Raw genomic sequence first — 22,833 nt, forward strand, 5'->3', positions numbered from 1 at the left:
GATTCAATATATTGCCTGCAAAAATATGCCTCAATGATTGAGCCAGGCTACCAACCACCTCCGGATGATTATATATAAGAATTACTACTCAAAAAATCTTTTTTATAATAAAAGCTCAACACATGGTCATAAATGATAAAAAATATTTTAATTCATTCCTACCGCAATCGGTAACGCGCAATTATCGTCAAGTACACCAGGGTTATGTGCAAAAGCAGTGCGCTGTAAATGCGCGTCTAGTTTCAGTCCCCGGAACAGCGATAGCGGTGAAGAGTCCATCCCCAAACGATACATAACCTTCTTACGATAAATACTGACGGTTTTTGTTCCCAGACCAAATTTTTTCGCCAGTTCAATTGCCGGATGTCCGGAGGATAATAATATCAGCAGCGCATATTTCGCCTGAGTGACGCCGGGAGGTAGATTCCACCAGGCGTATTGATTGATATTAAACAATACCTCTTCCGGCGTCTCGCCGGCATTAAAAGCATACGTAGTAGCCACGGTTTTCTTTTGTGGCCTGTGGCAGAAACGCAGCCAGGCTTCCGGAAGACGGAGCTTCTCTCGATCCGAGCGGATAGCGCAGGATAGTTCGTCTTTTAAAACATAATCCATAACGCCAAAATATTGCAGCACACAGCGATCGATATAATACAAGCGATCTGCCACTACCAAAACTTTACGGTTCTGCAACCGCGTCTGCAACGCATGAAAAAGATAAACATGCTCATGCGGGTTCAAAGCTAAAATCAGCCCGGCGTCCGGTATATCGGATAGAGAATGCAAAAGTGCGGTTAATGAGTTACACGTTTTAACGCACTTTTCCGGATATTTTTGCTTAAAAATAGACTGAAGGGCATAACAATTAGTCCAGTTAATACCGTATATAATTACATTTCTCATTTATTTATCCTTTTTTGAAAACTGACTACAGCTTCGGTAATAATTTTTCTTCCTGGGCGACTACTGCGCAAGTAGATAACGCCTTCTTACTACAAAGGTAATAAGACCAGATACGTTATTACATGCGCAATGTCGTTACCGAAATGAATTCCTTTTACAAATCTGATAATGATTAAATTTGCTGTTTTACTTTACTGTAATCTCTTAGAGTACAACGATTGCCCGACGCCTGGTGGCCATGTATGTCTGACAATGAACGCTTTCGATTCCCTTTCATTAACTACATATCACTGGTGTAGCGATACTGAAATATACACTACGATTAAAAAATATTTGGTATCTGTAACGCAAACAGATAGTAACGTTTAAAATAATTTCACAAATCAATGGTTCATTGTACGCATAAAGCTAAGCGGTGTAATCTTAAAATGCCGTTTAAAAATAGCGATAAAATAAGAAGGCGTATCATAGCCACACATCGTCGCGACTTGTGAAATATTTCCAGCCCCCATACGTAATAATTTTATAGCCTGATTCATACGAGCATCCAGGTATATTTTGCTAAAACTCACCTCTTCAGCGGCCAGTTTTCGCTTCAGACTTGATACGCTCATAAACAGCTTTCCTGCCACCTCAGCCTGTGACCATTTGCGGGTGAGATCGCTGATAATAATGTTATAAACTTTCTCTTTTGTCGTAATTTTTATTGCTCGCTCAAGGAAATCAAACCCGCCGGGCTTACGTACAAATGCCGATATAAGATACATCAATGAGAAATATGAATAATCATGATCATCAATACTCACATTACTACAAACCCGTGGACATGCCACACCATGCAAAATAGAGTCAAAAGTATCACTCATCCCTGGCAACAAGTCCGCATGAAAAAAATACTTTGGTTTCGTTTTTAATGATAGCTCTCGATCATTGTAGTTTCTTGTACTGTAAAAAACTTTGTAGAATTTTTGCATTAAGTCATAGGAAACTTCCAGTGAAGAAAAATCAATATGCCCTTCTATTTCGCTCATACTAAGCGTGATTGTTTGATCTTTTTCCAATAAAAATAAACACGGCGCAGATTGTTCGATGAACTCCCCAAATTCGTTTTCAATTCGCAAACTGCCTTTATTAAGTTTAAACAATAAGCAGTTTGCGACATAATAGTCTCTTACGTCAGCTAATCCATTTATTAATGGAAATTTGTTCGGCTGTTGAAGGTGATTATTGCTAATGGCCTCAACTGATTTATTCATTGAAGGCAATACCATATTTTATCCTGTGTGCTATAAGGAACTCAAAATCGTTATATTCTTATAAACAAATAATTAAAACTCACAGTGATGATTTAAATCCGATTTTTTTATTATTATAGCCAATAATTACATTCCAACGCGCGTTCATTTTGTCACAAAAAGATACTCTTACAAACTTTATGCACAATTTTGTAATGGAAGCTTACAATATTAATATAATCCTTTCAGAATAAAACGCCTGGCAGAGACCTTAATAATCCATATACATCAATAAGATAGATACACTGGCATGGTGCATTACTTGCTGATATATACACCATACCTTATCACAAATCGCCAGCAATGGGGGTTCACCAGTCAATTGCCTCTTTGTTTTCCCCGCCCGATAAAATAATCTCCTGCATCCAGGAGGTCATTTGTGACTGTGCATTCATTGTACCAACTAATACCCCGTTTAAAGCCTCATATAAATGGGTGCCCGGTTCAACTTTTGCTAACATGTTTTGTAGCATAGCCGTTTGCTGCTCAAAAGAAACAAAAGCCGAATCACCACTTTTAGGATCTTTGAAGGCATTCATCTCTTGATAAATGCTATCTTTAAGCGTTTCAGAAGAGGCTGACTCAGGGAGCGCCAAAAGTCGTTGGTAGAATGCATCATAAAGATCAACGTCGCCGCCATTGCTTAAAGGCGCGCTATCCACATTATTCAGCATAGCGGCCCTGGCACTCAACGAAACCACACCCGTCGCTTCAGTGTCCGCTGTCGGGACCAAATAAGAAGTCGGAATCGTACCCGGTATCACCTTATAACCTCCATTTTACAATGCTTGCGTTTTTGTCTTCCATTCATCAATAAGTGCGTTAATGGCGTTATCAGAAATCGTCCGGCAGTCTTGTGGAAGTTCATCAAGATGATGCTTAATGACGCCTACTGCCGTTTCAACAAATTGTTCAGGTGAAAATTCTGCGATCTGATCGCCGCAACTCATGATAAAGCGCTGTTCCTGATGATATTTAAGATTAAAAGTGCCAGGCCAGTTCTCCATAAGCAACACCATCAGTTTTTGGTGATCTTTTTTCGCATTAACAGGTAGTGTTAAAAAAAGTTGCCCCTCAGGCTTATCGAAATCCCTTAGCCACTCATCCAGGACGGTTAAAAGCGTTTCGGGATGGTCGACCGCAGCTGAAAATAACTCGCGGGCATAAATCTGTATTTTTTCCATCCACTTCCAGGCCATTGTCTGATTATCAGTAAGATAAGCGGCGACCTGCTGTAACGCGTCTATCATTCCCTGCTCGTAACCTTCCTGATAGGCGTACATCCGCAAGGTCTTTGCCTCTTCTTCCGCCTCTCGCAAAATACGCTTAGCCCGTTGATGCGCCTGCTGTTCTAATCTTTCAATAGAGAAATAACGTTCCAGCGTTTTACGCTTTATCAGTATCCCCTCAACAGGCGAAAGCGGGGACGGAATTGGGATATTTTTGAGCATATTGTAAGGCCAGTAGCAAAATTGACATTTCTACAGCATCCTGCTTCGATGCCTCCTCAATAAATGGAGGAAAAAGCAAAGGAAAACGCTGTGCTAAAGATTCAGGTAAAAATTCATTCAGGGCATTTAACTGTGCATACCCGACGCTAAGTAAAAACCGGTGATTCGGCGCCTTATTGCAGACAGATAAACTTGTTCCCTGATGCATTGCCAAAAATGCTTGCGCCCAATCCGGCAGGCCAAGCAAGGCTCCCTGCCTTGCCAGATCGGCTCTCAGTTTATGGCAACCGAGTAAATACGCTACCTGCGGCAGTCGGCGCCACTGACGCAGCCACAGCTGCGTCAGTGAGTTTTGAATACACTCCTTTTCTCCGTTCTTAAGCCGCCATGCCGCCAGTATTAACTCATTTGCCGCCGCCCTGGCGGCGGGTCTGACAATCATTTCCGGCGCTATCTGCAACCGCTGAGGATGGATATACGATAACGGATCAAAAATGATTCTTTGCCAGATAATGGGTAATGGCTGCCTATTCATTTGACGATTTCGCCTTATCATCAGCCGTTATGCCTTTCTTATTGCGGGCATAATGGTTTTTGTAATACCAGACGCCAAAGCCTGCTGACATCACGGATAACAAAATAATCAACACAATCCAACTGGTTGCAAAAGAATTACGTTTTACTGGTGTGCCGGGAGCCTGTAATTGGGCATCAGAACGTTCTGACAACACAACAGAAATGTTGTCATAATCCACATCGGCAAAACTATTCTTTAAGAAACGCTTGATATCGCTGATCTGATGCGCAAGCGGCGAACCTCGTTCATATACGGCTAATGCCGACAGATGAACAGGTTTTGGCGGACGGCCATTTTCACCAGCATCAATATCATAACTAATATGGACCCTGGCGGAGAGCACGCCCTCCATCGTCTGTAATGACTGTTCCAGTCGCTGTTCAATAGCCGAATATAACCTGGCCTTTTCAGCTCGCGGAGACGATACCAGCGAATCCGCCGGGAACATCTGCGCTATTTCCACCCGTGGCCGGGGAGGAAGCTGATAAGTTTTAATCCAGTACACCGCAGCGGTAAAATCAGGCTCAGCAACGGTAATGCTATAGCCCAATTTTCCGCTATCAATTTTATTCGCCTCTATATTGTGCATTTGCAGAACGGCAATGACCTCATTAGCCTGTTCCTGGTCCAGTCCTTTTAAAAGATCCTTATCCTTACAGCCGGCAAGGGTCATTACCAGCAGAAAGGTATATAGATATCGACGAATCATGAGCGTAATAGCGTTTCAACAGCCCCGACTCCTTTACGAGTAAGGGTACTTACCATAGAAACATACAGGTTATAATCTGAAATCATCTCTTGCGAAATAGCCAGCTCTTTAGGATCCGTCACCAGATTAGGGTCCTCAATCCTGTTGGTAATCGTCTGTTTATCCACAGCCGTGGCAATCGCCGAACCAGAAAAAGCCTGGAGTAGCCGGTCATCCAGCGAGACAATGTCCGTCTCCATAGACCTGATATTGACCGCCTGCCCTATAACGGCATTCTCAGGGACAATAGTTGCAATCGACATAATCCACCTTATAACTGATTAACGGAAGTTCTGAATAATGGCAGCATCAATATCCTTAAAGACTTTTACCGTGTTCGATTGCGCGTTACGGTACAAGTTATATTCCGAGAGCTTACTCTGATACGCCGCCAGTAGCGCCGGATCGGAGGGTTTTGCTGCTAATTTATCCAGCGCCTCTGTTACCTGCGTTTGTAGATTATCAACGCCCGTATCAAATTTTGCTGAAACTTCATCCAGATAGCCTGACCAAGGTGTTGGCATAATGACTTCCTTATTTGCGTTAAATTAAAGTGGGCTTGGGAAATACCAATGGCCTGGGCTCATTTTGATATAACCTTCCGCCCCGTACTGAAATGAGCGCCCCTTGAGCCAGTCATCTTTTAATTCGATCGCAAACTGCACATAGCGTCCTCCCCATGTGCGGTAATAGCTATCGACAAATTGACGAGCTCTGAGTATTTCTACATCATCGAGCGCCCCCTGAATAACAAACGTTACGCCCCCCTTATGATTCCTGCGGGAATAAGGTAACGCCTGCTGTTTTAGCCCCGCTTCCGCCTGGCCTGCGGCGGTAGCATCGTCCATCAACGTGATGTTAACCGAATCCGCGTAGGGCATTAGCGCTCTCAGCTTTTGACTTAACACCTCGAGCTCTTTCTTGCTCATCGTGTTTCGCTGGCGGCTTAGCCAGAAAACGGGTTTACGCGGCTCATCGAAATGAAGCCGATAATAAGCCAGCTGCGGATAATAGGTATCCAGCCAGGTAGAGATACGCTTATTTTCTTCGTTTTCGTTAATCACTCGCGCATTTTTATCATAATCGCCCCTCGCTAAAACCTGACGAGCCCACAGCGTATCTCTTTCATTTTGCGCAGCGACATAGAGCATTTTGTCCCGTCCTGGCAACACCTGAAAGCGCTCCTTCTCCTGCCCCAATAACGAATCGAGCTCTGCGGCCTGCCGCTGCGGCGAGTTAAGTATCCACAACGTCCCTACCGTCCCAATCCCTAATATAAAAAACCCGGCCAGTGCGGCTACAATTCCGTTTTTAAAACGCGGCTCGTTCTTTTTTGCAGACGTTTCTAACTTCTCAGGCTGCTCGGGCACCCACGGCTCGCTTTCCGGGCGAATCAGGATAAGCAATTCACCGACCTGTATTGGTGTATTTAATTGCACCGAACGAGATTCAGAATTTCCTTCTTTCAGCTCATGGAGTATAATTTCGGTCGCATCCGTATCCACCTGGATTTCAAAATTTACTCCGCCATGGTCCAGCGGGATAAAAAAGCTATCGGCAGGTATATCAGGGAGTTGGCCTGAAGCAGTGAGCGCATCACTCTGACCTACCACAAAGAGTGTTCGGCCTGTCAGCAATGGAAACTCACAGCCGTTCAGTGAGCTGTTAAGTAATCGAACTATGTATGGCCCTGGGCTTGTTATCGTCTTCTCTTTTGATGTTTCCATATATACTGTTAGCGATGTCTGTCGTTCTCGATAGCAGCAGATTACCGCACAGGACACAGGGATTCCTGATGAAAATAGAATGAAAAGTGAGAAATAAAATCAATTTATTCTGTATAATACGTCTCAACACATATTAAAAGAACCATCATCCCCATTGGGGCTTAAACTACTGTAGATAAATTACCCAAATTTGGGTTCTTTTGGTGTAACAATCAGACCATTGCCAACACACGCTAATAAAGAGCATTTACAACTCAGATTTTTTCAGTAGGATACCAGTAAGGAACATTAAAATAACATCAACAAAGGGATAATATGGAAAATGTAACCTTTGTAAGTAATAGTCATCAGCGTCCTGCCGCAGATAACTTACAGAAATTAAAATCACTTTTGACAAATACCCGGCAGCAAATTAAAAGTCAGACTCAGCAGGTTACCATCAAAAATCTTTATGTAAGCAGTTTCACTTTAGTTTGCTTTCGGAGCGGTAAACTGACGATTAGCAATAATCACGATACGATTTACTGTGACGAACCTGGGATGTTGGTGCTCAAAAAAGAGCAGGTAGTTAACGTGACGCTTGAAGAGGTCAATGGCCACATGGATTTCGATATACTCGAGATACCGACGCAACGACTTGGCGCTCTCTATGCACTTATCCCAAACGAGCAGCAAACCAAAATGGCGGTACCCACAGAGAAAGCGCAGAAAATCTTCTATACGCCTGACTTTCCTGCCAGAAGAGAGGTATTTGAACATCTGAAAACGGCGTTCTCCTGTACGAAGGATACAAGCAAAGGTTGCAGTAACTGTAACAACAAAAGTTGTATTGAAAATGAAGAGTTAATTCCTTATTTTCTGCTGTTCCTGCTTACTGCTTTTCTCCGACTCCCGGAGAGTTATGAGATCATCCTTAGCTCGGCTCAGATAACGTTAAAGGAGCGCGTTTACAACATTATATCTTCGTCACCCAGTAGACAGTGGAAGCTTACGGATGTTGCCGATCATATATTTATGAGTACGTCAACGCTCAAACGGAAACTTGCAGAAGAAGGTACCAGCTTTAGCGACATCTACTTATCGGCAAGAATGAATCAGGCAGCAAAACTTTTACGCATAGGCAACCATAATGTTAATGCTGTAGCATTAAAATGTGGTTATGACAGCACGTCCTACTTCATTCAATGTTTCAAAAAATATTTTAAAACTACGCCATCGACATTCATAAAAATGGCGAACCATTAACATTTTTTGTATCTGTCACTCAAGTAAAGATTTTTATTAAAATTGTAATAATTTAAAATTCAGACTGCGCATTAACACGCTATATCAGGATGGGAGGCTATTCAATATCATTGTTCTGTCAGGAAGACAGCTTATACTGATATCTCTGGTAATTTAAAGTAAGGCTGATTATATAACACGATTTTTGTGAACTTGTCATCGCTATGATGACTGGTAAATCGATATTGCCTTATTCACAGCGTAACAATCCATCCAGATGACACTATCTCCTTCCGGCTTTAACCCTGTGGATTAAGGCCGGCATTTTATTCATATTTATACATCATCCGTTCCCTCTGGGAACTATTTGCCTGAACGGTCTACACCGAAACAGTCACGCTTGTTAGCTTCTGCCTGGCATACCTCTTCTCTTCCTCCTGATATCGATATAATGCCTGGGGGACAGCCTGAGGATGATACTGCTCATAACCCTCCTGCCTTTTGACTTTATAGCTGAAGGGAGTAAAGAAAAGACGATATCATTATTTTGCAAAAAAATATAAAAATAAGCGCACCATTAAAAATGGTCTTTCATTTATATTTTGACACCTAAGACAAATTACACTCTTAAACTTTCAACGAATGGTCATTTAGTGGAAACCTTCGAGAAAAATAGTTCTGATGGTGTAATTATCAGACCATTAACCATGAAGATATAATAAGCAGCATTTACACCCCAAAAAAATGCAGTAAGATAGCTACAAAACTAATCTCTATAGCAATGAGGCCAAGTTAAATATGTAAATATTTAGATGCCCGGCTCTGCCCCTCTCTGCACCAGGATATACGGCAGCGTCCATTCGATAATCACGGTTAGTTATAACAATATTATTACCAACATGTCAGTTATTTAAAGCACAGACATAAGCTAAATAATCAAATGTTAAAAACATATAAACCCGAGCCCGTAGAATATGACATTAAGCTCATAATAAAAGCTCAACCTGACCGTTAGTACTAATAGCAGAATTACTGAAACCGTAGATTCTATCCTAACGACTTGTATTAACTATTATAACTTTTCACCCTGTAAGAGAATACACTATTATCATGCCACATTTTAATCCTGTTCCTGTATCTAATAAAAAATTCGTCTTTGATGATTTCATACTCAACATGGACGGCTCCCTGCTACGCTCAGAAAAGAAAGTCAATATTCCGCCAAAAGAATATGCCGTTCTGGTCATCCTGCTCGAAGCCGCCGGCGAGATTGTGAGTAAAAACACCTTACTGGACCAGGTATGGGGCGACGCGGAAGTTAACGAAGAATCTCTTACCCGCTGTATTTATGCCTTACGACGTATTCTGTCGGAAGATAAAGAGCATCGTTACATTGAAACACTGTACGGACAGGGCTATCGGTTTAATCGTCCGGTCGTAGTGGTGTCTCCGCCAGCGCCGCAACCTACGACTCATACATTAGCGATACTTCCTTTTCAGATGCAGGATCAGGTTCAATCCGAGAGTCTGCATTACTCTATCGTGAAGGGATTATCGCAGTATGCGCCCTTTGGCCTGAGCGTGCTGCCGGTAACCATTACGAAGAACTGCCGCAGTGTTAAGGATATTCTTGAGCTCATGGATCAATTACGCCCCGATTATTATATCTCCGGGCAGATGATACCCGATGGTAATGATAATATTGTACAGATCGAGATAGTTCGGGTTAAAGGTTATCACCTGCTGCACCAGGAAAGCATTAAGTTGATAGAACACCAACCCGCTTCTCTCTTGCAAAACAAAATTGCGAATCTTTTGCTCAGATGTATTCCCGGGCTTCGCTGGGACACAAAGCAGATTAGCGAGCTAAATTCGATTGACAGTACGATGGTTTACTTACGCGGTAAGCATGAGTTAAATCAATATACCCCCTATAGCTTACAGCAAGCGCTTAAATTGCTGACTCAATGCGTTAACATGTCGCCAAACAGCATTGCGCCTTACTGTGCGCTGGCAGAATGCTACCTCAGCATGGCGCAAATGGGGATTTTTGATAAACAAAACGCCATGATCAAAGCTAAAGAACATGCGATTAAGGCAACAGAGCTGGACCACAATAATCCACAAGCGTTAGGATTACTGGGGCTAATTAATACGATTCATTCAGAATACATCGTCGGGAGTTTGCTATTCAAACAAGCTAACTTACTTTCGCCCATCTCTGCAGATATTAAATATTATTATGGCTGGAATCTCTTCATGGCTGGTCAGTTGGAGGAGGCCTTACAAACGATTAACGAGTGTTTAAAATTGGACCCAACGCGCGCAGCCGCAGGGATCACTAAGCTATGGATTACCTATTATCATACCGGTATTGATGATGCTATACGTTTAGGCGATGAATTACGCTCACAACACCTGCAGGATAATCCAATATTATTAAGTATGCAGGTTATGTTCCTTTCGCTTAAAGGTAAACATGAACTGGCACGAAAATTAACTAAAGAAATATCCACGCAGGAAATAACAGGGCTTATTGCTGTTAATCTTCTTTATGCTGAATACTGTCAGAATAGTGAGCGTGCCTTACCGACGATAAGAGAATTTCTGGAAAGTGAACAGCGTATTGATAATAATCCGGGATTATTACCGTTAGTGCTGGTAGCCCACGGCGAAGCTATTGCCGAGAAAATGTGGAATAAATTTAAAAACGAAGACAATATTTGGTTCAAAAGATGGAAACAGGATCCCCGCTTGATTAAATTACGGTAAAATCTGAGAGAGGAGATATGCATTATTTTTTTATCATCGTAATCTGGTTGCTTAGCATAAATACGGCATGGGCTGATTGCTGGCTTCAGGCTGAAAAAATGTTCAATATTGAATCCGAACTACTTTACGCTATCGCCCAGCAGGAATCAGCCATGAAACCTGGCGCCATTGGTCATAACCGAGATGGTTCAACCGATCTTGGCCTGATGCAAATTAACAGCTTCCATATGAAAAGGCTGAAAAAAATGGGGATTAGTGAAAAACAGTTGTTACAGGACCCCTGCATTTCTGTCATTGTGGGCGCATCCATTTTATCAGATATGATGAAAATCTACGGTTATAGCTGGGAGGCCGTTGGCGCTTATAATGCCGGGACGTCACCGAAACGATCGGATATAAGGAAACGTTATGCTAAAAAAATTTGGGAGAATTACAGAAAATTAAAAGGGATGTCAGCAGAAGAGAAAAACAAAAGACTTTCTATCGCGGTAAACAAATAATTATACAGAAATAGCTTACTTTCAGATAGTTCTAAAAGTAAGCTATATTTTTATCAGCTTGCCGTCGTCATAAGCAACTGGGCTTGCATTGCTTTTAGTTGTACAAACTGTGAGGCGTCTTCCAGCATTCTATTGTTCCGTGAATCCCGGAAATCTGCACGTACCTGCTCCAGATTACTATGAGGATTATCCTTAAGTACAAGAGCCGCCGCCATCGTTCCGGTTCTCCCCACTCCACCCAGACAATGAATCATCGGTAAATGCTTATCTGATGAACTACGCCCCGGCGCGCCATTTTGGTTACTATTTTTCACCCTATCCGCCAGGTATTCTAACTGATCAGTAGACGGTAACGGCTGGTGATCTGGCCAATTTTTCACATGCAATACCGGGATTGTATACTGCTTTTCCCCGCAGGACAGTTGCATATTGTATTGGTCTATCGCTCCTCCCTGACTGGCTGAGCTCACTTTTTGGCTGTTGGTATGCACCTCGCCAAAGGTGTAGCTCCCTCTGAAATAGGCTGGTAATTGTTTTGCCTGCATCTGATCTTCCGACGTTAACACCACCAGGCATGAGCATTCTTTTTCAAGAAGCATTTTCATATGCGCTTCCAGCGCATCCGGCGTATTTTTTGGGTACGAACCGGCTAATGCCACAGGCTTACCGTCAAAAGTTAACGTATTCACTGGCACAGGCATTCCATCGCTCAGTTTCACCTGGGTTTGCTGATTAATTGGAATGCTGCTGACCGCAAACCGTGCCAGGCCCAGTGTCGGTCCGCTCATCGTCTGTGGCATTGGCGCGCCGGCTTCTATTTTCTCAAGTTCAGCTGTAACGTTTTTCAGTTCTTTAGCAATAACGTGAATTTTTTTTACAGCCTGGGTTAATTCATGAGTAGAGGCTTTATCAACCCACCTCTCAACCTCTCCTCCACAGGTTCCCCATTGTGAGAACCGGGCTACACCGACCTGAATATTTGTTAACGTTGTAACATAATCATTAAGTTGTTTAGCCTCTGGAATTTTATTTAAATTCTGTAAATTGGTCATTAATGAACGCAGCGGGCCGTTACCTGAAGCCATCTCCTGGAAGTTTTCTCGCAGGCTATTTCCATCCATTTGTTCCAGTTGCGGTAATGTTCTTTTAAGTCCCTTTAGCGCGATATCGAGTAAAGGTTGCTTACTTTCTGCTCCAACATCGTTATTTTTTTCTACCACTTTTGTATCGCCGCCTTTTATGACTAAAGCGGCATTCCTGACACCAACATTATCCTTGATATTAATAAGGTTTATAAACCCTTCGTCAGCAGCTTTTACACACTCCGTGATCTGCACTGCTAAACGTTGGGTAAGGGGTTTGTTCATATTTATACGGGACATTAACAATGCGTCATTAACCGCTGTTTCCCCATATTTTTCCGTTAGTGCATGGAGAAATGTCTGTAAAATCTTTTGGTCCTGTACTCTGATATTTTCCGTATGTTTTTGCACCACTTCAGTGTTTTTAAATAACGGCATTTTTCCAAGCCAGGTTAATACTTTTGACGAAAATTTTTCAGGCGCAACATATGCCTTATCAGTATTTTCCTTAGCAATATAAAGTCGGGCATCATTCGACACACCAACTTTTGAAAACGAAGACAACGTTAAATTATTCAATTTTCTCTCCTCATACTTTAGCATATTCCTGCAGTATGTTTTTGAGCGCTTCCTGCTGATTCACAAATGACTCAAGCTGCGATATAATATGGTAAGTATTTGTCAGATCGGTAATTGCATGTATAAGCAACAACGTCTCTGCGGCATCAATGTACGCTAACGTACCTTCATTATTCGCAGCCAGTTCACCATTAATCACCATAATCTGCCGCCAGATAGAATCGCCACAAACAGGCGATAACGGTATAATCATACCGTTCAATAACCAGATATCATCTTTAGCTTCAATAGACGTAAAAATATCGCTATCGAGTAGTAATAAGCACTGATTGTTGTCGTCAAAAGTGAGCGGTAAACCCAATTTCTCACCAATATTAGCGATAATATCCTGGTGTGCTTGCAATTTACTTTCCTCTTGAATTATATCTTTTATAAGATTGCTTCTTCAAATTTAATCTGGTTACACAATGACTTGATACTTTTTCGCGCCCATCGCCGGGCGCAATATTTCTCTCCTTTAATCCAGTAGAATAGCCATTCACTACGCATCGGAACACATATCAGCAGCTCCTTCGGATCATTTTCAACATGACGTAACTTGCCTTTAATAACAAAACGCGGACTGTCAGCAATATCATCATATATTGCAGCCATACCTGAACCGGGTACTACGTGTGTGATGATTTTCATAACAATTAATCTTGTTCAATTGTTGTCGAGCGAGAGAAAAATACTACACCCTGGACTCAAGACTTTTTTTAACAACACGGCATATATCCGCAAAGGTCGTCATATCCGGAAGATCGTTTTCATTACAACTAATGTCAAACTCCTCACTAAGACCAAATACAATATCAATTAAATCCAATGAGTCAGCGTAAAGATCCTCAACCAGATGGGTCTGACCATTGATACTATCAACATCAACGGCAATACAGGAGGTGATCACTTTTTTGACTCTTGCTTCAATATCCATATTCATCGCATCTTTCCCAGTTAATTAACGCTGCATGTGCAAGCCATCAACGGTAGTAATAACCCGATCCACGCCAGGTTTATTCAGGTATGACTCGTAAGCCGGGCCAGCTCGCCAGCTACCGTCTCCGATAAGGCCGTCCAGCACATTACTTAACACATAGTCAGTTTCCCCTTTTTGCCTGGTCAACCCCGCCTCTCTGGCAAACTGCAGTGCAATCTCAGCCAGTTTTTCTTTTTGTGGATGATGAGTAATGACCTCTTTGAGCGTATCCATTTTCGCTTTCAATTCTGGGTGCTTGTCAATATCGCTACATTGCGCTTTCAACGCTGCACTCTTTATCGTGTCATTGGGTAATATTTCCGCACGCAAGCCGTCAAACGCTCTGCGTACAGGAAACGGTGTGGAGGTATCCGGCTCCAGCGCTTTACGTATCACACCCAAAAACGCCTCACGGGCGTTGAAATGCATTGAATGCATATTCGTAACGCTCGGTACCGTTGAGAGGAAACTATTTTGCTTAAACTTCAAACCAGAAAATGGGCCAGTCTTATCTGTCTGGCTATTATCATTATCGGTCGTACCGGCTTTATTACCTGTAATTACCGTCGAGTCTGATTGTAAGGTATCGATTTTAACATTCTCGACGCCAGCCAGTTGACTGGCAAGCGGCTTCACATTCACAATCTCTGCCGTCTGGCTTTGCTGTTTATTATCATCAACGCCGTGCACCGTGGCCTGTACCGGCTTGCCGATAATGCTCTTGCTGGTTACGCCATCGACTTCATCAAAAGAGGGGGTTTCACCCGTAGTGCCCTTTTCTGACGTGACCACCTTTCCATTTTTACTTTCGGATGAAGAGTTGGTCACAGCCTCTGCCGTCGCATGAGCCGTGACGTCAATTTTACCCGCGATGCCATGGTCAATTGCCCCTGTGCTGGCGCTGTGTGCCGTCTCCGTTTGATGCGTAGTCGAATCCACACGCGAATGACTATGACTTACGTTACTGCTGTTAGTCGAATGGTGTGACTCGCCATGGCGTTGGCTGTTATCAATAAATGTTCGGCTATTATCAATCGTCTTCCGGCTATGATCATGGTTGCTATTATCGATATGGCGCTGGCTATTATCGACATGGCTTCGGCTATTGTTAATATGCTTACTGTTATCCACGCTACGGTTACTGCTATCAATATTAATATTGATATTAATACCCGTAGGTTCTGCTTTTTTCCCACCATCAGGTACTGGTCCAGCCGCAGGTTCCGGAATTTTAGGGTCGGGCAGTTTATCTGCAGGAATTTGTGCAAAAACATTACGTAGCAGCAGGGGTATCAACGTTTGCATTTCAAGGTGCCGGGCTTCCCGTCCTACGCTGGTACCCTGCTCTTGCGTTAATTTTTGGTGGCACATATCAAGCGCCTCAACCGCCTTCGCCGCCGCTTTGTCAACAAGGTGCGTAAGATTGCTGCGGGTTAACGGATCTAACGTACAGCCAAAGTTATGTTCAATGCAGCTGGCAATATAGGGCATCACCTCCTGCATAACAAGATTCGTCGATAATTTACTTAATTCACCGCCAGTGTTATTTTTGATGATATCTAACAGCTGCTTTTCCAGGTTTTCCAGCTTCGCTTCCGCTTTCTTTGTTTCTGGCAGCCATGGCCCAAAAGCTGACTTTTCTTTCAGGCCATCTTTTATGATTTGCGCGGTATACTCTGCCCCCACCTTCATTAGTAGCGTCTTCGCCTCAGGAGAATCACTGGTGGCGTTGAGCGCTGAACGAAAGAGCCCGGCAAATTCCATTATCGCTTTCTTACCGGCGACATTATTTGAATTGGTAAAAACTTCTTTTAACGCCTCAGCGTCTTTCCCGCATTTAAACAACGCATCCAGACTCGCCTGTTTGATCAGCGCGGGAAAATCCTCCAGTTGCAGGCCTTTAATTTCCCCTGATAGCATCGTTGTGGCACTATCTCTGACTGCGGAAAGATTCGCCGCAAGATTCGTGGCCTGCGTTTTAATCTCGGTCTGCATACCTGGCATTATGACGGGGGGCTGAGTTCTTACACTTGTAACCATTATTAATATCCTCTTCTGTTATCCTTGCAGGAAGCTTTTGGCGGTTTCCAGGCTGCTACTTATCGTACTGCTCAGCACTTTTACCAGGTTGTCGTACAATGAATTGGCATTGCTGTATTTTTGCGTCAGCGTCTGTAATGTGGTTTTCAGATTTTCTTCCTGTGCTTTAAAACCCGACTGCCAGGCTTGATATTTGGCGTTATCCAGTTCAAGGGCTGAACCCGATCCTATTCCATTAAGATCGCTAACCATTTTGCTCAGTGGCCCCGTATCCACCAGTACGACATAACCAGAACCAGACGCCTTTAGACAGCTGGCCGGTAAATTCAATTCTTTAATCCACTGCTCAGCTTCCGCTTTCGTTGCTGTTGTCACTCCGCTGCCAGTTTGCGAGGGAAATAAAATCGTATTTTTATTTATTTGAGTGTATTTATTAATTAAACTACTTATTTCACTTTTAAGTGAGTCAACATTTAGCTTAATGGTATTTCCATCCTTACCAGGCGATAACCAGCCTCCCATTTTGGACAGAATGTCACTGAAGGCCTGATAAAAATCGGTATAGACTGCGACAACGTTTTCATAAACGCCCAGATAGCTGTCACCTATCGCCGATATATTTTGGGAAACCATATCCCAAATCTCAGCATCAGAAATGGTTGTTCTCGGCTGCGCCATAGGCGAAGCGCTAAATAAGGCCGACGTCGGCGCAGAAAACGCGCTCCGCAAGTTCTCATTTTGTTCTGCGGATAATGACACGCCAGACTTCGCCAGCGCATTCAGGCTGCTGGTCAACTGCTGGCGCGCCAGCGTGCGCTCGTCATTATTCTCTTCAGAGTTAGGTGGCGTTGACTGCAGCGTCTGCTGTGCCTGCTGGATTTTAGTAGCCGCCTGCGATAATGAAATGATATCTGTGCCGCGATGTTCTGTGGTAGACGGTACCACGGCAGTCTCGACGTGCTCGCTCGCCGAGGGAGTCTGCGGCCGCTCTGCAACGATCCCCGGATGAGGAGAAGCGGAATAATTTTGAATATTAAGCATAATATCCCCAGTTCGCCATCAGGAGCGCGATTAAATCACACCCCTGATGGCGTATAGATGACCTTTCAGATTAAGCGCGAATATTGCCTGCGATAGCAGCGAGTGCGGATGCTTTCGACTGGTTAATGCTCTCCATTGTTTTCAGCATTTCCTGAATAAGGCTGGTCGATTTACGTGAACTTTCACGGGCTTCGTCCGATGCAGTGCTGGCAACCCGGTTATTCACCTGGCTAATTTGCTGCTCGGAACGTTCCTGAGTAGCGGCGTACTGCCCGGACGCCCCTGCAATACCACCGACCGTGACCGAGTTCTTCATAATCAGATCGCCCGTCATCTGCATCTTGCGCGCATCGATTCGGGTCATATCCATGGTATTCTGCTCAAGACGAATATCGGATTCGACAGACTCAAGACGTTTCGACAGAATAGCCTGATGTTCAGGGGAGATTTGTTTATTACTGTCTTTAATACCCAGACTTTCCGTGGCGCTGGTTCCGGCATTAGATTTAAGCGTCGCATCATTAAGATTTTTCGTCGCATCGGTACCGGTTTTCTTCATATTTAACGATTTCAGAGAATCGACGCCTTCAGCACCGAGTTTGACGCTATTCTGCCCGTTCAGCACATTTTTAATACTGTGGCTTTCAGTAGTCAGTTTATCGATCTTCGCGGCATTATGTTTAAGCGCGCCTCTTTCATTCTGCAGCCCCTTATATTCCAGTTTTGCGCCCACGCCAGTGATCCCCAACTGAAGCGCGCTCTGGGAAATACTACCGGACAACGCATTCATCCCTTCGCGCATCATGGAGCTTGCCGTCGTTTTAGCTGCATCAAAACTGACTAATGACAACTTACCAGACAGTTTGCTATCAGCCTGGTTCAACGTCAGCATTAACGTATTCGCGGCAGCCAACAGCGCAACGGCACTGGAAGACATTCCGCTAATATCAAAAAACTTTCCGACTTCTGCCTGCTGCTCGCGTAACTGGGTTTGCACAACCTCATTCGCTTTAGTCGTGACATTATTTGCCAGGGCATTCAAATCCTGATTCATGTCGGTATTTTGAATACTGGCTTTTAAAAAGGACGTGATCGTTCCGGGGGTTTGCGTTAATACCCCTGGCGCAGGCGCGCTCAGTGTAGGACTCAACCCCAGGTCACTGACTTTACTGCTGCTAATACCAATACTATTCAGAATATCTTTAGCGCTAACGGATTGCGAAGCTGTCTGTGAACTATTCTCAACAGAATGATTATTTAAATAAGCGGCGGGATTTATTCCCACATTACTAATTAACATATTTTTCTCCCTTTATTTTGGCAGTTTTTATGCGCGACTCTGGCGCAGAATAAAACGCGAAGCATCCGCATTTTGCTGTACCGCAGAAGACATGGCTTTTTGCAGTTCCGCCGTTACCTTCTGGTTTTCACCAAATATTTCTACGGATTGTTTAAGCCACTGCTGAATCTGATCCATGGCAAAACGGGCGAGCATAAAATCAGCAAGCGCCTCGCTGGCATTTTTAATAAATACACCCTCGGCAACACCACCGGCTGACTGGGCTGCGGTATTCGTGACTTCCATGCCCAACGCCACTTTATTTAGGGTATTACCTACCAGCTCTTTACTTAAGGCATTCGTTTGCAGGCCCATCTTGCTACCCACATTACCCAGACCGCTAGTAATACGTTGCATCCCCTGGGTAAAGAGTTTGCTGCCGTTTTGTGCCAACTGTTTCAGCACGTTAGGCACCAACTTCTTAATCGTTTCGCCCATCATTTTGCTCAGCGCGTTACCCAGTTTCGCCGCCGCGCCTTTCCCGACAACTGCGACCACCACAATGACCGCTACCATCGCAATAGCGGCGACAATCGCACCAACAATGCTGCCGGCCATCTCTGCCGTTTTCTTATCGACGCCTAATCCTTCTAGCGCTTTGGTAATCGCCTTGCCAATCAGCTCCATTAACGGCTTCAGCACATGCTCCATAATCGGGTTTAGCGCCTGCTGAATAAACGACACTCCTGTCGCCGCCTTCACAATTTCATCGGCAACCATTACCGCAAGTCCCACCGCAGCCAGCGCCAGACTCGCCCCACCGGTAAAAACAGCGGCCACAACGCTGACAATGGTTAGCAGCGCGCCGAGGACTTTCCCGATACATCCCATAATGCGGTTCGTTTCCTCGGCTTTGCGCGTCTCTTCCTGGAATTCAGCCGATTTCTTTTCCATCTCCGCCTGACGCCCTTCCTGCAAGGCGTTGAAAAGCGCAAGATCGTTTTGCAGGCTTTCTTCCGTATTTTTGCCCACAATCTCAATAAACATGGCCATGAGCATAGTGAGGCGGGCGACATTAGACAGATTATCCTGCTCACCCTGGGAAACCTGATTCTGAGAGGCGGCATTAGCCGTTCCCTGGAATTTGGTCAGAATGTTATCCGCTTTCTCGGCTTTCGCTTTGGCGTCTGTGCCTGCTTTAACCGTCGCATCCGTGGCCTTATCTAATGCCTCTTTCGCCTCTGTCGCTTCTTTTCCGGCCTGCTCTACCGCGGCTTCAGCTTGTGCATAGCCGGGGTCAGCCGGGTCCAGCGATTGCAATTTATTCTGCGCCTGCGTCAGTTTTTTGGCCGCTGCGTCATAAACACTCTTGGCGGTATCCGTCTTTTTGATACTGGCTTCATAGAGATCCGTCGCCTCCTGAGCCTCTCCCAGAGCCGTCTGGAATTCTTTCGATACCTGAATCCCCATCTCTTTTTGTGACTCAATCATCGCCTGCCATACCGCCAGACGAGACTCCAGTTGAGACAGCGAAACATCGCCCAGTAGGGTCATTAACTTGCCAAGCAGTAATGTCAATTGCCCTTCGCTGGAGAGTTTTTCCCGGGCGGCGTCCGTAGGCGGCTTTAGACCCACCGTATTAATAGCGCTCTCGCCGGACTTTGTTCCGGCTTTAAGGTCGCCCGCTTTCGTTGCCACCACATCTTTAAAAGCTTTATCCGCCGCTTTTAAAAAGTCCGTGTTCTTACGAACGCCTTCAAAAGCCGCCTCAGCGAGACGCGGATTTTGGGTATATCCGCTACGGCTAATGCTACTTGCGTCATTTACCATAATTATTCCTTTTCTTGTTCACTGTGCTGCTCTGTCTCCGCCGTTTTTAGCGCCTCCAGATAGACCAACGCTTTTGCCCGCAGAGACTCATCTTCAGTACGTTCATTGACAAGTTCAAAACACTGTCTGGCTTTTGCTGCCTTACGCATTAATAATTGACATTGCCCGGTAAAAAAGACGGGGCGATAATCATTTTTAAGTAACGTAAACGCTACTGCATAAAGGTCACATGCTTTCTGAAATTGTTTTTTCAGTTGGCATACCGCCGCCAGTCCCATGGTGTAATCGGGATTGTAAAAATCATAAATGCATAAGAAACGAAAGAATGTCTCAGCTTCATCCAGTCGTCCCTGGTTATAAAACTCATAAGCATGAGCATATAAACCGTCCATCATATCTTGAGGGATCCCATGAACGTCTTTTAGCGTGGCGCCTTCACTAACGGCATCCCAAATCATTTCCGCAACACGTTCTTCGCTGACATTATTTTGATAATCCATTACTTACTCCTGTTATCTGTCACCGACTTTGTAGAACTTAACGACTGCGTTTATCTGATGCAGTTATTAAACCCCGACGGTGGTTAGTGAACATTCAAAAAACGCCCAATGAATACATCGCTACTGCTTTACGCGGCTCAATGTCGTACTTCATTTTCTTGTGGCTGAATAACGTCTTTGCCCGCGTTTTCTACCTCTTCCAGCCAAACCAGAAGACGTAAAACTTCATCAATTTCTTCCAGACTCACCAGATCATAACGGCGATGGGTTTTAAAAAGACTGCGCGCCAATTTGATATCGACGATCACAGGTACGCCAACCTTCTCCGCATAGGCGCGGACGGCCAGTGCGCGCTGATTCGTTTCATACACCGAGATCATCGGAATCGGCATCAGTTCGGGTTTAAAATAAATCCCGATCGTAATATGCGTGGGGTTGGCAACAATCAGGCGTGAGTTTTCAATATCGGATTTCACCTGTTCAGACAGAATTTCCATATGAACTTCACGTCTTTTAGATTTAACCTCTGGGTTCCCTTCCTGCTCCTTCATTTCACGCTTCACTTCTTCCTTATCCATTTTCATATCTTTCATGGTCAGGAAATATTCCGCAATAGCATCCAATAATAAGACAATCAATGCGCAAGCAAGGCAAGTTAATACCAACGCGAGGAGAAGTTCACGCCAAATGACGGCAATATCCACAACATTGCCATTTAATTGAGAAAAGATTTCAACCTTATATTTCTTCCAACAAATGATGGCGGCCACCACAAAGGATGAGAGATACAGTAGGGTTTTGACCGTATCTTTAACCGTTCGCATGCTAAAAAGTTTTTTTGCCCCTTCTACCGGGTTTAACGCCGATAAATTAGGTTTTAATGCTTCTGTCGCCAGCACGAAACCAGCCTGTAATAACGCCGGTAATGCGGAACACACTAAGCAGAGCAGCATAAATGGAATCAGATATTTTAACCCTATCCCAAAAACGGCCAAACTGTAGTCAGCCATGCTCTGATCAAAATTATCCGCAATAATGATCTTAATTAACCCCATAAACTCATTAAATGAGCCATACGACACCAGATAGGCAATTCCTCCCAGCGTCAGGCAGGCGATAATGAGATCTTTACTTTTAAATGACTGGCCTTTTTTAGCGGAGTCTTCCAGCCGTTTTTTAGTCGGTTTTTCTGTTTTATTCGAGGACATGCGTCGCCCCTCGCTCGTAAAACCAACTGCTTAATCCTGTGGCCTGGAAAGAGAGTCGCAGTACATTGTCCGGTAGTACCGGAGAGAAATAAAGCAGCATAATTAAAACGGCAATACCGCTTTTTACCGTCAGTGAAATCGCAAAGGCGTTCATTTGCGGAGCAAAGCGCGACAATAAACCCAGGAATACTTCTGACAGCAACAGCACTAATACCACCGGACTGGCCAGAACCAACGCATTTTGAGCCACCTGATTAATAAACGTTAATAGCGGCGGTAATGAAGGCGTGCACTCGTTCATCGGATCGCATAGCTGATAGCTTTTATTTAACACGTCAACCATCGTGACCAGACCGCCGTTTTGTAAATAAACGACAGCGGCAAACATATTCAGGAAATTAGCCATTTCCGAGGTATCAATGCCGTTTGCCGGATCGATACTGCTACTTAGCGTTGCCCCTCGCTGGTTATCGATAATACAACCCAGCGCATGCATAACCCAAAAAGGCCATGACAACAGACAGCCCAGCATGACGCCTACCGCCGCTTCTTGCAGAACTAACGGGATCATCGCCACCGATAAAAACGGCGGCGCCTCGTTCAATGCATGCGGCCATACTCCCAATGCCACCAGGATGATAATGGCGTTTCTCGGCGCGCCGCTTAATACCCCGCTATTCAAAAACGGCAGGAAGAAAAAAATCGGCGCCACGCGAGCAAACCCTAGTGCCGCAGACGCAACCAGGTGATGAATTTCAAAGTACAACGCGTAAAACATTTTTTACCCCTTAGCCAACGCCAGGAATATCACCTGACGCCCGTAAGAGAGTAAAACTTCGCCATACCAGCCAGACAGTAAAAACAAGCATAAACACACGCCAAGTAATTTAATGCCAAAAGGCAGCGTCTGTTCCTGTAATTGCGTTACCGTCTGGAATAACCCTACCAGGAGGCCGATAATCGTTGCGACAATCGTCGGCCACCCTGACAGGATCAAAACAAGATAGAGCGCCTTATTACCTGCAAACACTAAATCATCCATTTAACTATCCCGTCTCG

Annotated in this window: 24 protein-coding genes; 3 read left to right on the forward strand and 21 right to left on the reverse strand. The window is 44.3% G+C overall.

The window, feature by feature from the left end:
* Window positions 1-147: 147 nt before the first annotated feature.
* From sprB to prgH, 9 genes are all read right to left on the reverse strand, one after another.
* The gene (gene sprB, locus ACLJZ5_RS13245) at window positions 148-903 is read right to left on the reverse strand and encodes a transcriptional regulator SprB (RefSeq protein WP_024797820.1); all 756 of its coding nucleotides are present in this window, start codon (window positions 901-903) and stop codon (window positions 148-150) included.
* A gap of 383 nt (window positions 904-1,286) precedes the next feature.
* Complete coding sequence (hilC, locus tag ACLJZ5_RS13250) at window positions 1,287-2,174, reverse strand: invasion transcriptional regulator HilC (protein ID WP_000243998.1); 888 nt, start codon at window positions 2,172-2,174, stop codon at window positions 1,287-1,289.
* A 335-nt stretch (window positions 2,175-2,509) separates the two neighbouring features.
* Window positions 2,510-2,962, reverse strand: coding sequence for a type III secretion system effector protein OrgC (locus ACLJZ5_RS13255; protein ID WP_000612177.1), 453 nt, complete (start codon window positions 2,960-2,962; stop codon window positions 2,510-2,512).
* Window positions 2,963-2,977: 15 nt separating this feature from the next.
* Window positions 2,978-3,649 carry a type III secretion system linker protein OrgB gene (gene orgB, locus ACLJZ5_RS13260; RefSeq protein ID WP_000916655.1) on the reverse strand — a complete coding sequence of 224 codons (672 nt, stop codon included), beginning with the start codon at window positions 3,647-3,649 and terminating at the stop codon, window positions 2,978-2,980.
* Window positions 3,606-4,205: an oxygen-regulated invasion protein OrgA gene (orgA, locus tag ACLJZ5_RS13265; protein WP_001591231.1), complete on the reverse strand. Its 600-nt coding sequence runs from the start codon at window positions 4,203-4,205 to the stop codon at window positions 3,606-3,608. The genes orgB and orgA overlap by 44 nt, the downstream gene beginning before the upstream one ends.
* Window positions 4,177-4,935, reverse strand: a complete 759-nt coding sequence (gene prgK, locus ACLJZ5_RS13270) for a type III secretion system inner membrane ring lipoprotein PrgK (protein WP_000621238.1) — start codon at window positions 4,933-4,935, stop codon at window positions 4,177-4,179. The genes orgA and prgK overlap by 29 nt, the downstream gene beginning before the upstream one ends.
* Complete coding sequence (gene prgJ, locus ACLJZ5_RS13275) at window positions 4,932-5,237, reverse strand: type III secretion system inner rod protein PrgJ (protein WP_000020431.1); 306 nt, start codon at window positions 5,235-5,237, stop codon at window positions 4,932-4,934. Before prgJ ends, prgK begins: the two co-directional genes overlap by 4 nt.
* A gap of 18 nt (window positions 5,238-5,255) precedes the next feature.
* Window positions 5,256-5,498: a type III secretion system needle filament protein PrgI gene (gene prgI / locus ACLJZ5_RS13280; RefSeq protein ID WP_001143113.1), complete on the reverse strand. Its 243-nt coding sequence runs from the start codon at window positions 5,496-5,498 to the stop codon at window positions 5,256-5,258.
* A gap of 24 nt (window positions 5,499-5,522) precedes the next feature.
* A complete protein-coding gene (gene prgH, locus ACLJZ5_RS13285; protein WP_023213650.1) occupies window positions 5,523-6,701 on the reverse strand; it encodes a type III secretion system inner membrane ring protein PrgH in 1,179 nt (392 codons plus the stop codon).
* Window positions 6,702-7,016: 315 nt separating this feature from the next.
* Here prgH and hilD point away from each other — a divergent pair, with 315 nt between their 5' ends.
* The 3 genes from hilD to iagB all read left to right on the forward strand — a co-directional run bounded on the left by hilD (window position 7,017) and on the right by iagB (window position 11,197).
* Window positions 7,017-7,946, forward strand: a complete 930-nt coding sequence (hilD, locus tag ACLJZ5_RS13290; protein WP_000432699.1) for a transcriptional regulator HilD — start codon at window positions 7,017-7,019, stop codon at window positions 7,944-7,946.
* Between the two features lie 1,089 nt (window positions 7,947-9,035).
* On the forward strand, window positions 9,036-10,697 hold the full coding sequence (gene hilA, locus ACLJZ5_RS13295) for a transcriptional regulator HilA (RefSeq protein WP_001120085.1): 1,662 nt from the start codon (window positions 9,036-9,038) through the stop codon (window positions 10,695-10,697).
* Between the two features lie 17 nt (window positions 10,698-10,714).
* Complete coding sequence (gene iagB / locus ACLJZ5_RS13300; RefSeq protein ID WP_000558930.1) at window positions 10,715-11,197, forward strand: SPI-1 type III secretion system invasion protein IagB; 483 nt, start codon at window positions 10,715-10,717, stop codon at window positions 11,195-11,197.
* A 53-nt stretch (window positions 11,198-11,250) separates the two neighbouring features.
* Here the strand turns inward: iagB and sptP are convergent, their stop codons facing one another.
* The 12 genes from sptP to spaQ form a co-directional block, all read right to left on the reverse strand.
* The gene (gene sptP / locus ACLJZ5_RS13305; protein WP_024797821.1) at window positions 11,251-12,882 is read right to left on the reverse strand and encodes an SPI-1 type III secretion system effector GTPase-activating protein SptP; all 1,632 of its coding nucleotides are present in this window, start codon (window positions 12,880-12,882) and stop codon (window positions 11,251-11,253) included.
* Window positions 12,869-13,261 carry a chaperone SicP gene (gene sicP, locus ACLJZ5_RS13310; RefSeq protein WP_001147852.1) on the reverse strand — a complete coding sequence of 131 codons (393 nt, stop codon included), beginning with the start codon at window positions 13,259-13,261 and terminating at the stop codon, window positions 12,869-12,871. Before sicP ends, sptP begins: the two co-directional genes overlap by 14 nt.
* Window positions 13,262-13,287: 26 nt before the next feature.
* Window positions 13,288-13,548 (reverse strand): hypothetical protein, encoded by a 261-nt coding sequence (locus tag ACLJZ5_RS13315; RefSeq protein ID WP_072206347.1) that lies wholly within the window; start codon window positions 13,546-13,548, stop codon window positions 13,288-13,290.
* A 43-nt stretch (window positions 13,549-13,591) separates the two neighbouring features.
* On the reverse strand, window positions 13,592-13,840 hold the full coding sequence (locus ACLJZ5_RS13320; protein WP_001055579.1) for an acyl carrier protein: 249 nt from the start codon (window positions 13,838-13,840) through the stop codon (window positions 13,592-13,594).
* An 18-nt stretch (window positions 13,841-13,858) separates the two neighbouring features.
* A complete protein-coding gene (gene sipA, locus ACLJZ5_RS13325; RefSeq protein WP_024797822.1) occupies window positions 13,859-15,916 on the reverse strand; it encodes an SPI-1 type III secretion system effector SipA in 2,058 nt (685 codons plus the stop codon).
* Between the two features lie 18 nt (window positions 15,917-15,934).
* The gene (gene sipD / locus ACLJZ5_RS13330) at window positions 15,935-16,957 is read right to left on the reverse strand and encodes an SPI-1 type III secretion system needle tip complex protein SipD (RefSeq protein WP_024797823.1); all 1,023 of its coding nucleotides are present in this window, start codon (window positions 16,955-16,957) and stop codon (window positions 15,935-15,937) included.
* A 70-nt stretch (window positions 16,958-17,027) separates the two neighbouring features.
* Window positions 17,028-18,257: an SPI-1 type III secretion system needle tip complex protein SipC gene (gene sipC / locus ACLJZ5_RS13335; protein WP_000909019.1), complete on the reverse strand. Its 1,230-nt coding sequence runs from the start codon at window positions 18,255-18,257 to the stop codon at window positions 17,028-17,030.
* Between the two features lie 27 nt (window positions 18,258-18,284).
* Entirely contained in the window at window positions 18,285-20,066 is a 1,782-nt protein-coding gene (sipB, locus tag ACLJZ5_RS13340; RefSeq protein ID WP_000245782.1) for an SPI-1 type III secretion system needle tip complex protein SipB, read from the reverse strand.
* 2 nt (window positions 20,067-20,068) lie between these two features.
* A complete protein-coding gene (sicA, locus tag ACLJZ5_RS13345) occupies window positions 20,069-20,566 on the reverse strand; it encodes a SycD/LcrH family type III secretion system chaperone SicA (RefSeq protein ID WP_000386309.1) in 498 nt (165 codons plus the stop codon).
* Between the two features lie 137 nt (window positions 20,567-20,703).
* Window positions 20,704-21,774 (reverse strand): SPI-1 type III secretion system export apparatus protein SpaS, encoded by a 1,071-nt coding sequence (gene spaS, locus ACLJZ5_RS13350; protein ID WP_024797824.1) that lies wholly within the window; start codon window positions 21,772-21,774, stop codon window positions 20,704-20,706.
* On the reverse strand, window positions 21,761-22,552 hold the full coding sequence (gene spaR, locus ACLJZ5_RS13355) for an SPI-1 type III secretion system export apparatus protein SpaR (RefSeq protein ID WP_000498965.1): 792 nt from the start codon (window positions 22,550-22,552) through the stop codon (window positions 21,761-21,763). The genes spaS and spaR overlap by 14 nt, the downstream gene beginning before the upstream one ends.
* Before the next feature lie 3 nt (window positions 22,553-22,555).
* Window positions 22,556-22,816 carry an SPI-1 type III secretion system export apparatus protein SpaQ gene (gene spaQ, locus ACLJZ5_RS13360; RefSeq protein ID WP_000342503.1) on the reverse strand — a complete coding sequence of 87 codons (261 nt, stop codon included), beginning with the start codon at window positions 22,814-22,816 and terminating at the stop codon, window positions 22,556-22,558.
* Window positions 22,817-22,833: the final 17 nt, after the last annotated feature.

Origin of the sequence: Salmonella sp. 5800, assembly GCF_046558195.1 — a bacterium.
GTDB lineage: Bacteria > Pseudomonadota > Gammaproteobacteria > Enterobacterales > Enterobacteriaceae > Salmonella > Salmonella enterica.

What these genes read in the sequence shown, in the direction of transcription:
- sptP (WP_024797821.1), bottom strand. Translation starts at nt 12,882, where the DNA reads ATGCTAAAGTATGAGGAGAGAAAATTGAATAATTTAACGTTGTCTTCG.
- prgH (WP_023213650.1), bottom strand. Translation starts at nt 6,701, where the DNA reads ATGGAAACATCAAAAGAGAAGACGATAACAAGCCCAGGGCCATACATA.
- orgA (WP_001591231.1), bottom strand. Translation starts at nt 4,205, where the DNA reads ATGATAAGGCGAAATCGTCAAATGAATAGGCAGCCATTACCCATTATC.
- sicA (WP_000386309.1), bottom strand. Translation starts at nt 20,566, where the DNA reads ATGGATTATCAAAATAATGTCAGCGAAGAACGTGTTGCGGAAATGATT.
- hilC (WP_000243998.1), bottom strand. Translation starts at nt 2,174, where the DNA reads ATGGTATTGCCTTCAATGAATAAATCAGTTGAGGCCATTAGCAATAAT.
- orgB (WP_000916655.1), bottom strand. Translation starts at nt 3,649, where the DNA reads ATGCTCAAAAATATCCCAATTCCGTCCCCGCTTTCGCCTGTTGAGGGG.
- sipB (WP_000245782.1), bottom strand. Translation starts at nt 20,066, where the DNA reads ATGGTAAATGACGCAAGTAGCATTAGCCGTAGCGGATATACCCAAAAT.
- ACLJZ5_RS13315 (WP_072206347.1), bottom strand. Translation starts at nt 13,548, where the DNA reads ATGAAAATCATCACACACGTAGTACCCGGTTCAGGTATGGCTGCAATA.
- hilA (WP_001120085.1), top strand. Translation starts at nt 9,036, where the DNA reads ATGCCACATTTTAATCCTGTTCCTGTATCTAATAAAAAATTCGTCTTT.
- sipD (WP_024797823.1), bottom strand. Translation starts at nt 16,957, where the DNA reads ATGCTTAATATTCAAAATTATTCCGCTTCTCCTCATCCGGGGATCGTT.
- prgI (WP_001143113.1), bottom strand. Translation starts at nt 5,498, where the DNA reads ATGCCAACACCTTGGTCAGGCTATCTGGATGAAGTTTCAGCAAAATTT.
- prgJ (WP_000020431.1), bottom strand. Translation starts at nt 5,237, where the DNA reads ATGTCGATTGCAACTATTGTCCCTGAGAATGCCGTTATAGGGCAGGCG.
- iagB (WP_000558930.1), top strand. Translation starts at nt 10,715, where the DNA reads ATGCATTATTTTTTTATCATCGTAATCTGGTTGCTTAGCATAAATACG.
- sprB (WP_024797820.1), bottom strand. Translation starts at nt 903, where the DNA reads ATGAGAAATGTAATTATATACGGTATTAACTGGACTAATTGTTATGCC.
- hilD (WP_000432699.1), top strand. Translation starts at nt 7,017, where the DNA reads ATGGAAAATGTAACCTTTGTAAGTAATAGTCATCAGCGTCCTGCCGCA.
- ACLJZ5_RS13320 (WP_001055579.1), bottom strand. Translation starts at nt 13,840, where the DNA reads ATGAATATGGATATTGAAGCAAGAGTCAAAAAAGTGATCACCTCCTGT.
- sipC (WP_000909019.1), bottom strand. Translation starts at nt 18,257, where the DNA reads ATGTTAATTAGTAATGTGGGAATAAATCCCGCCGCTTATTTAAATAAT.
- sipA (WP_024797822.1), bottom strand. Translation starts at nt 15,916, where the DNA reads ATGGTTACAAGTGTAAGAACTCAGCCCCCCGTCATAATGCCAGGTATG.
- prgK (WP_000621238.1), bottom strand. Translation starts at nt 4,935, where the DNA reads ATGATTCGTCGATATCTATATACCTTTCTGCTGGTAATGACCCTTGCC.
- spaS (WP_024797824.1), bottom strand. Translation starts at nt 21,774, where the DNA reads ATGTCCTCGAATAAAACAGAAAAACCGACTAAAAAACGGCTGGAAGAC.
- spaR (WP_000498965.1), bottom strand. Translation starts at nt 22,552, where the DNA reads ATGTTTTACGCGTTGTACTTTGAAATTCATCACCTGGTTGCGTCTGCG.
- spaQ (WP_000342503.1), bottom strand. Translation starts at nt 22,816, where the DNA reads ATGGATGATTTAGTGTTTGCAGGTAATAAGGCGCTCTATCTTGTTTTG.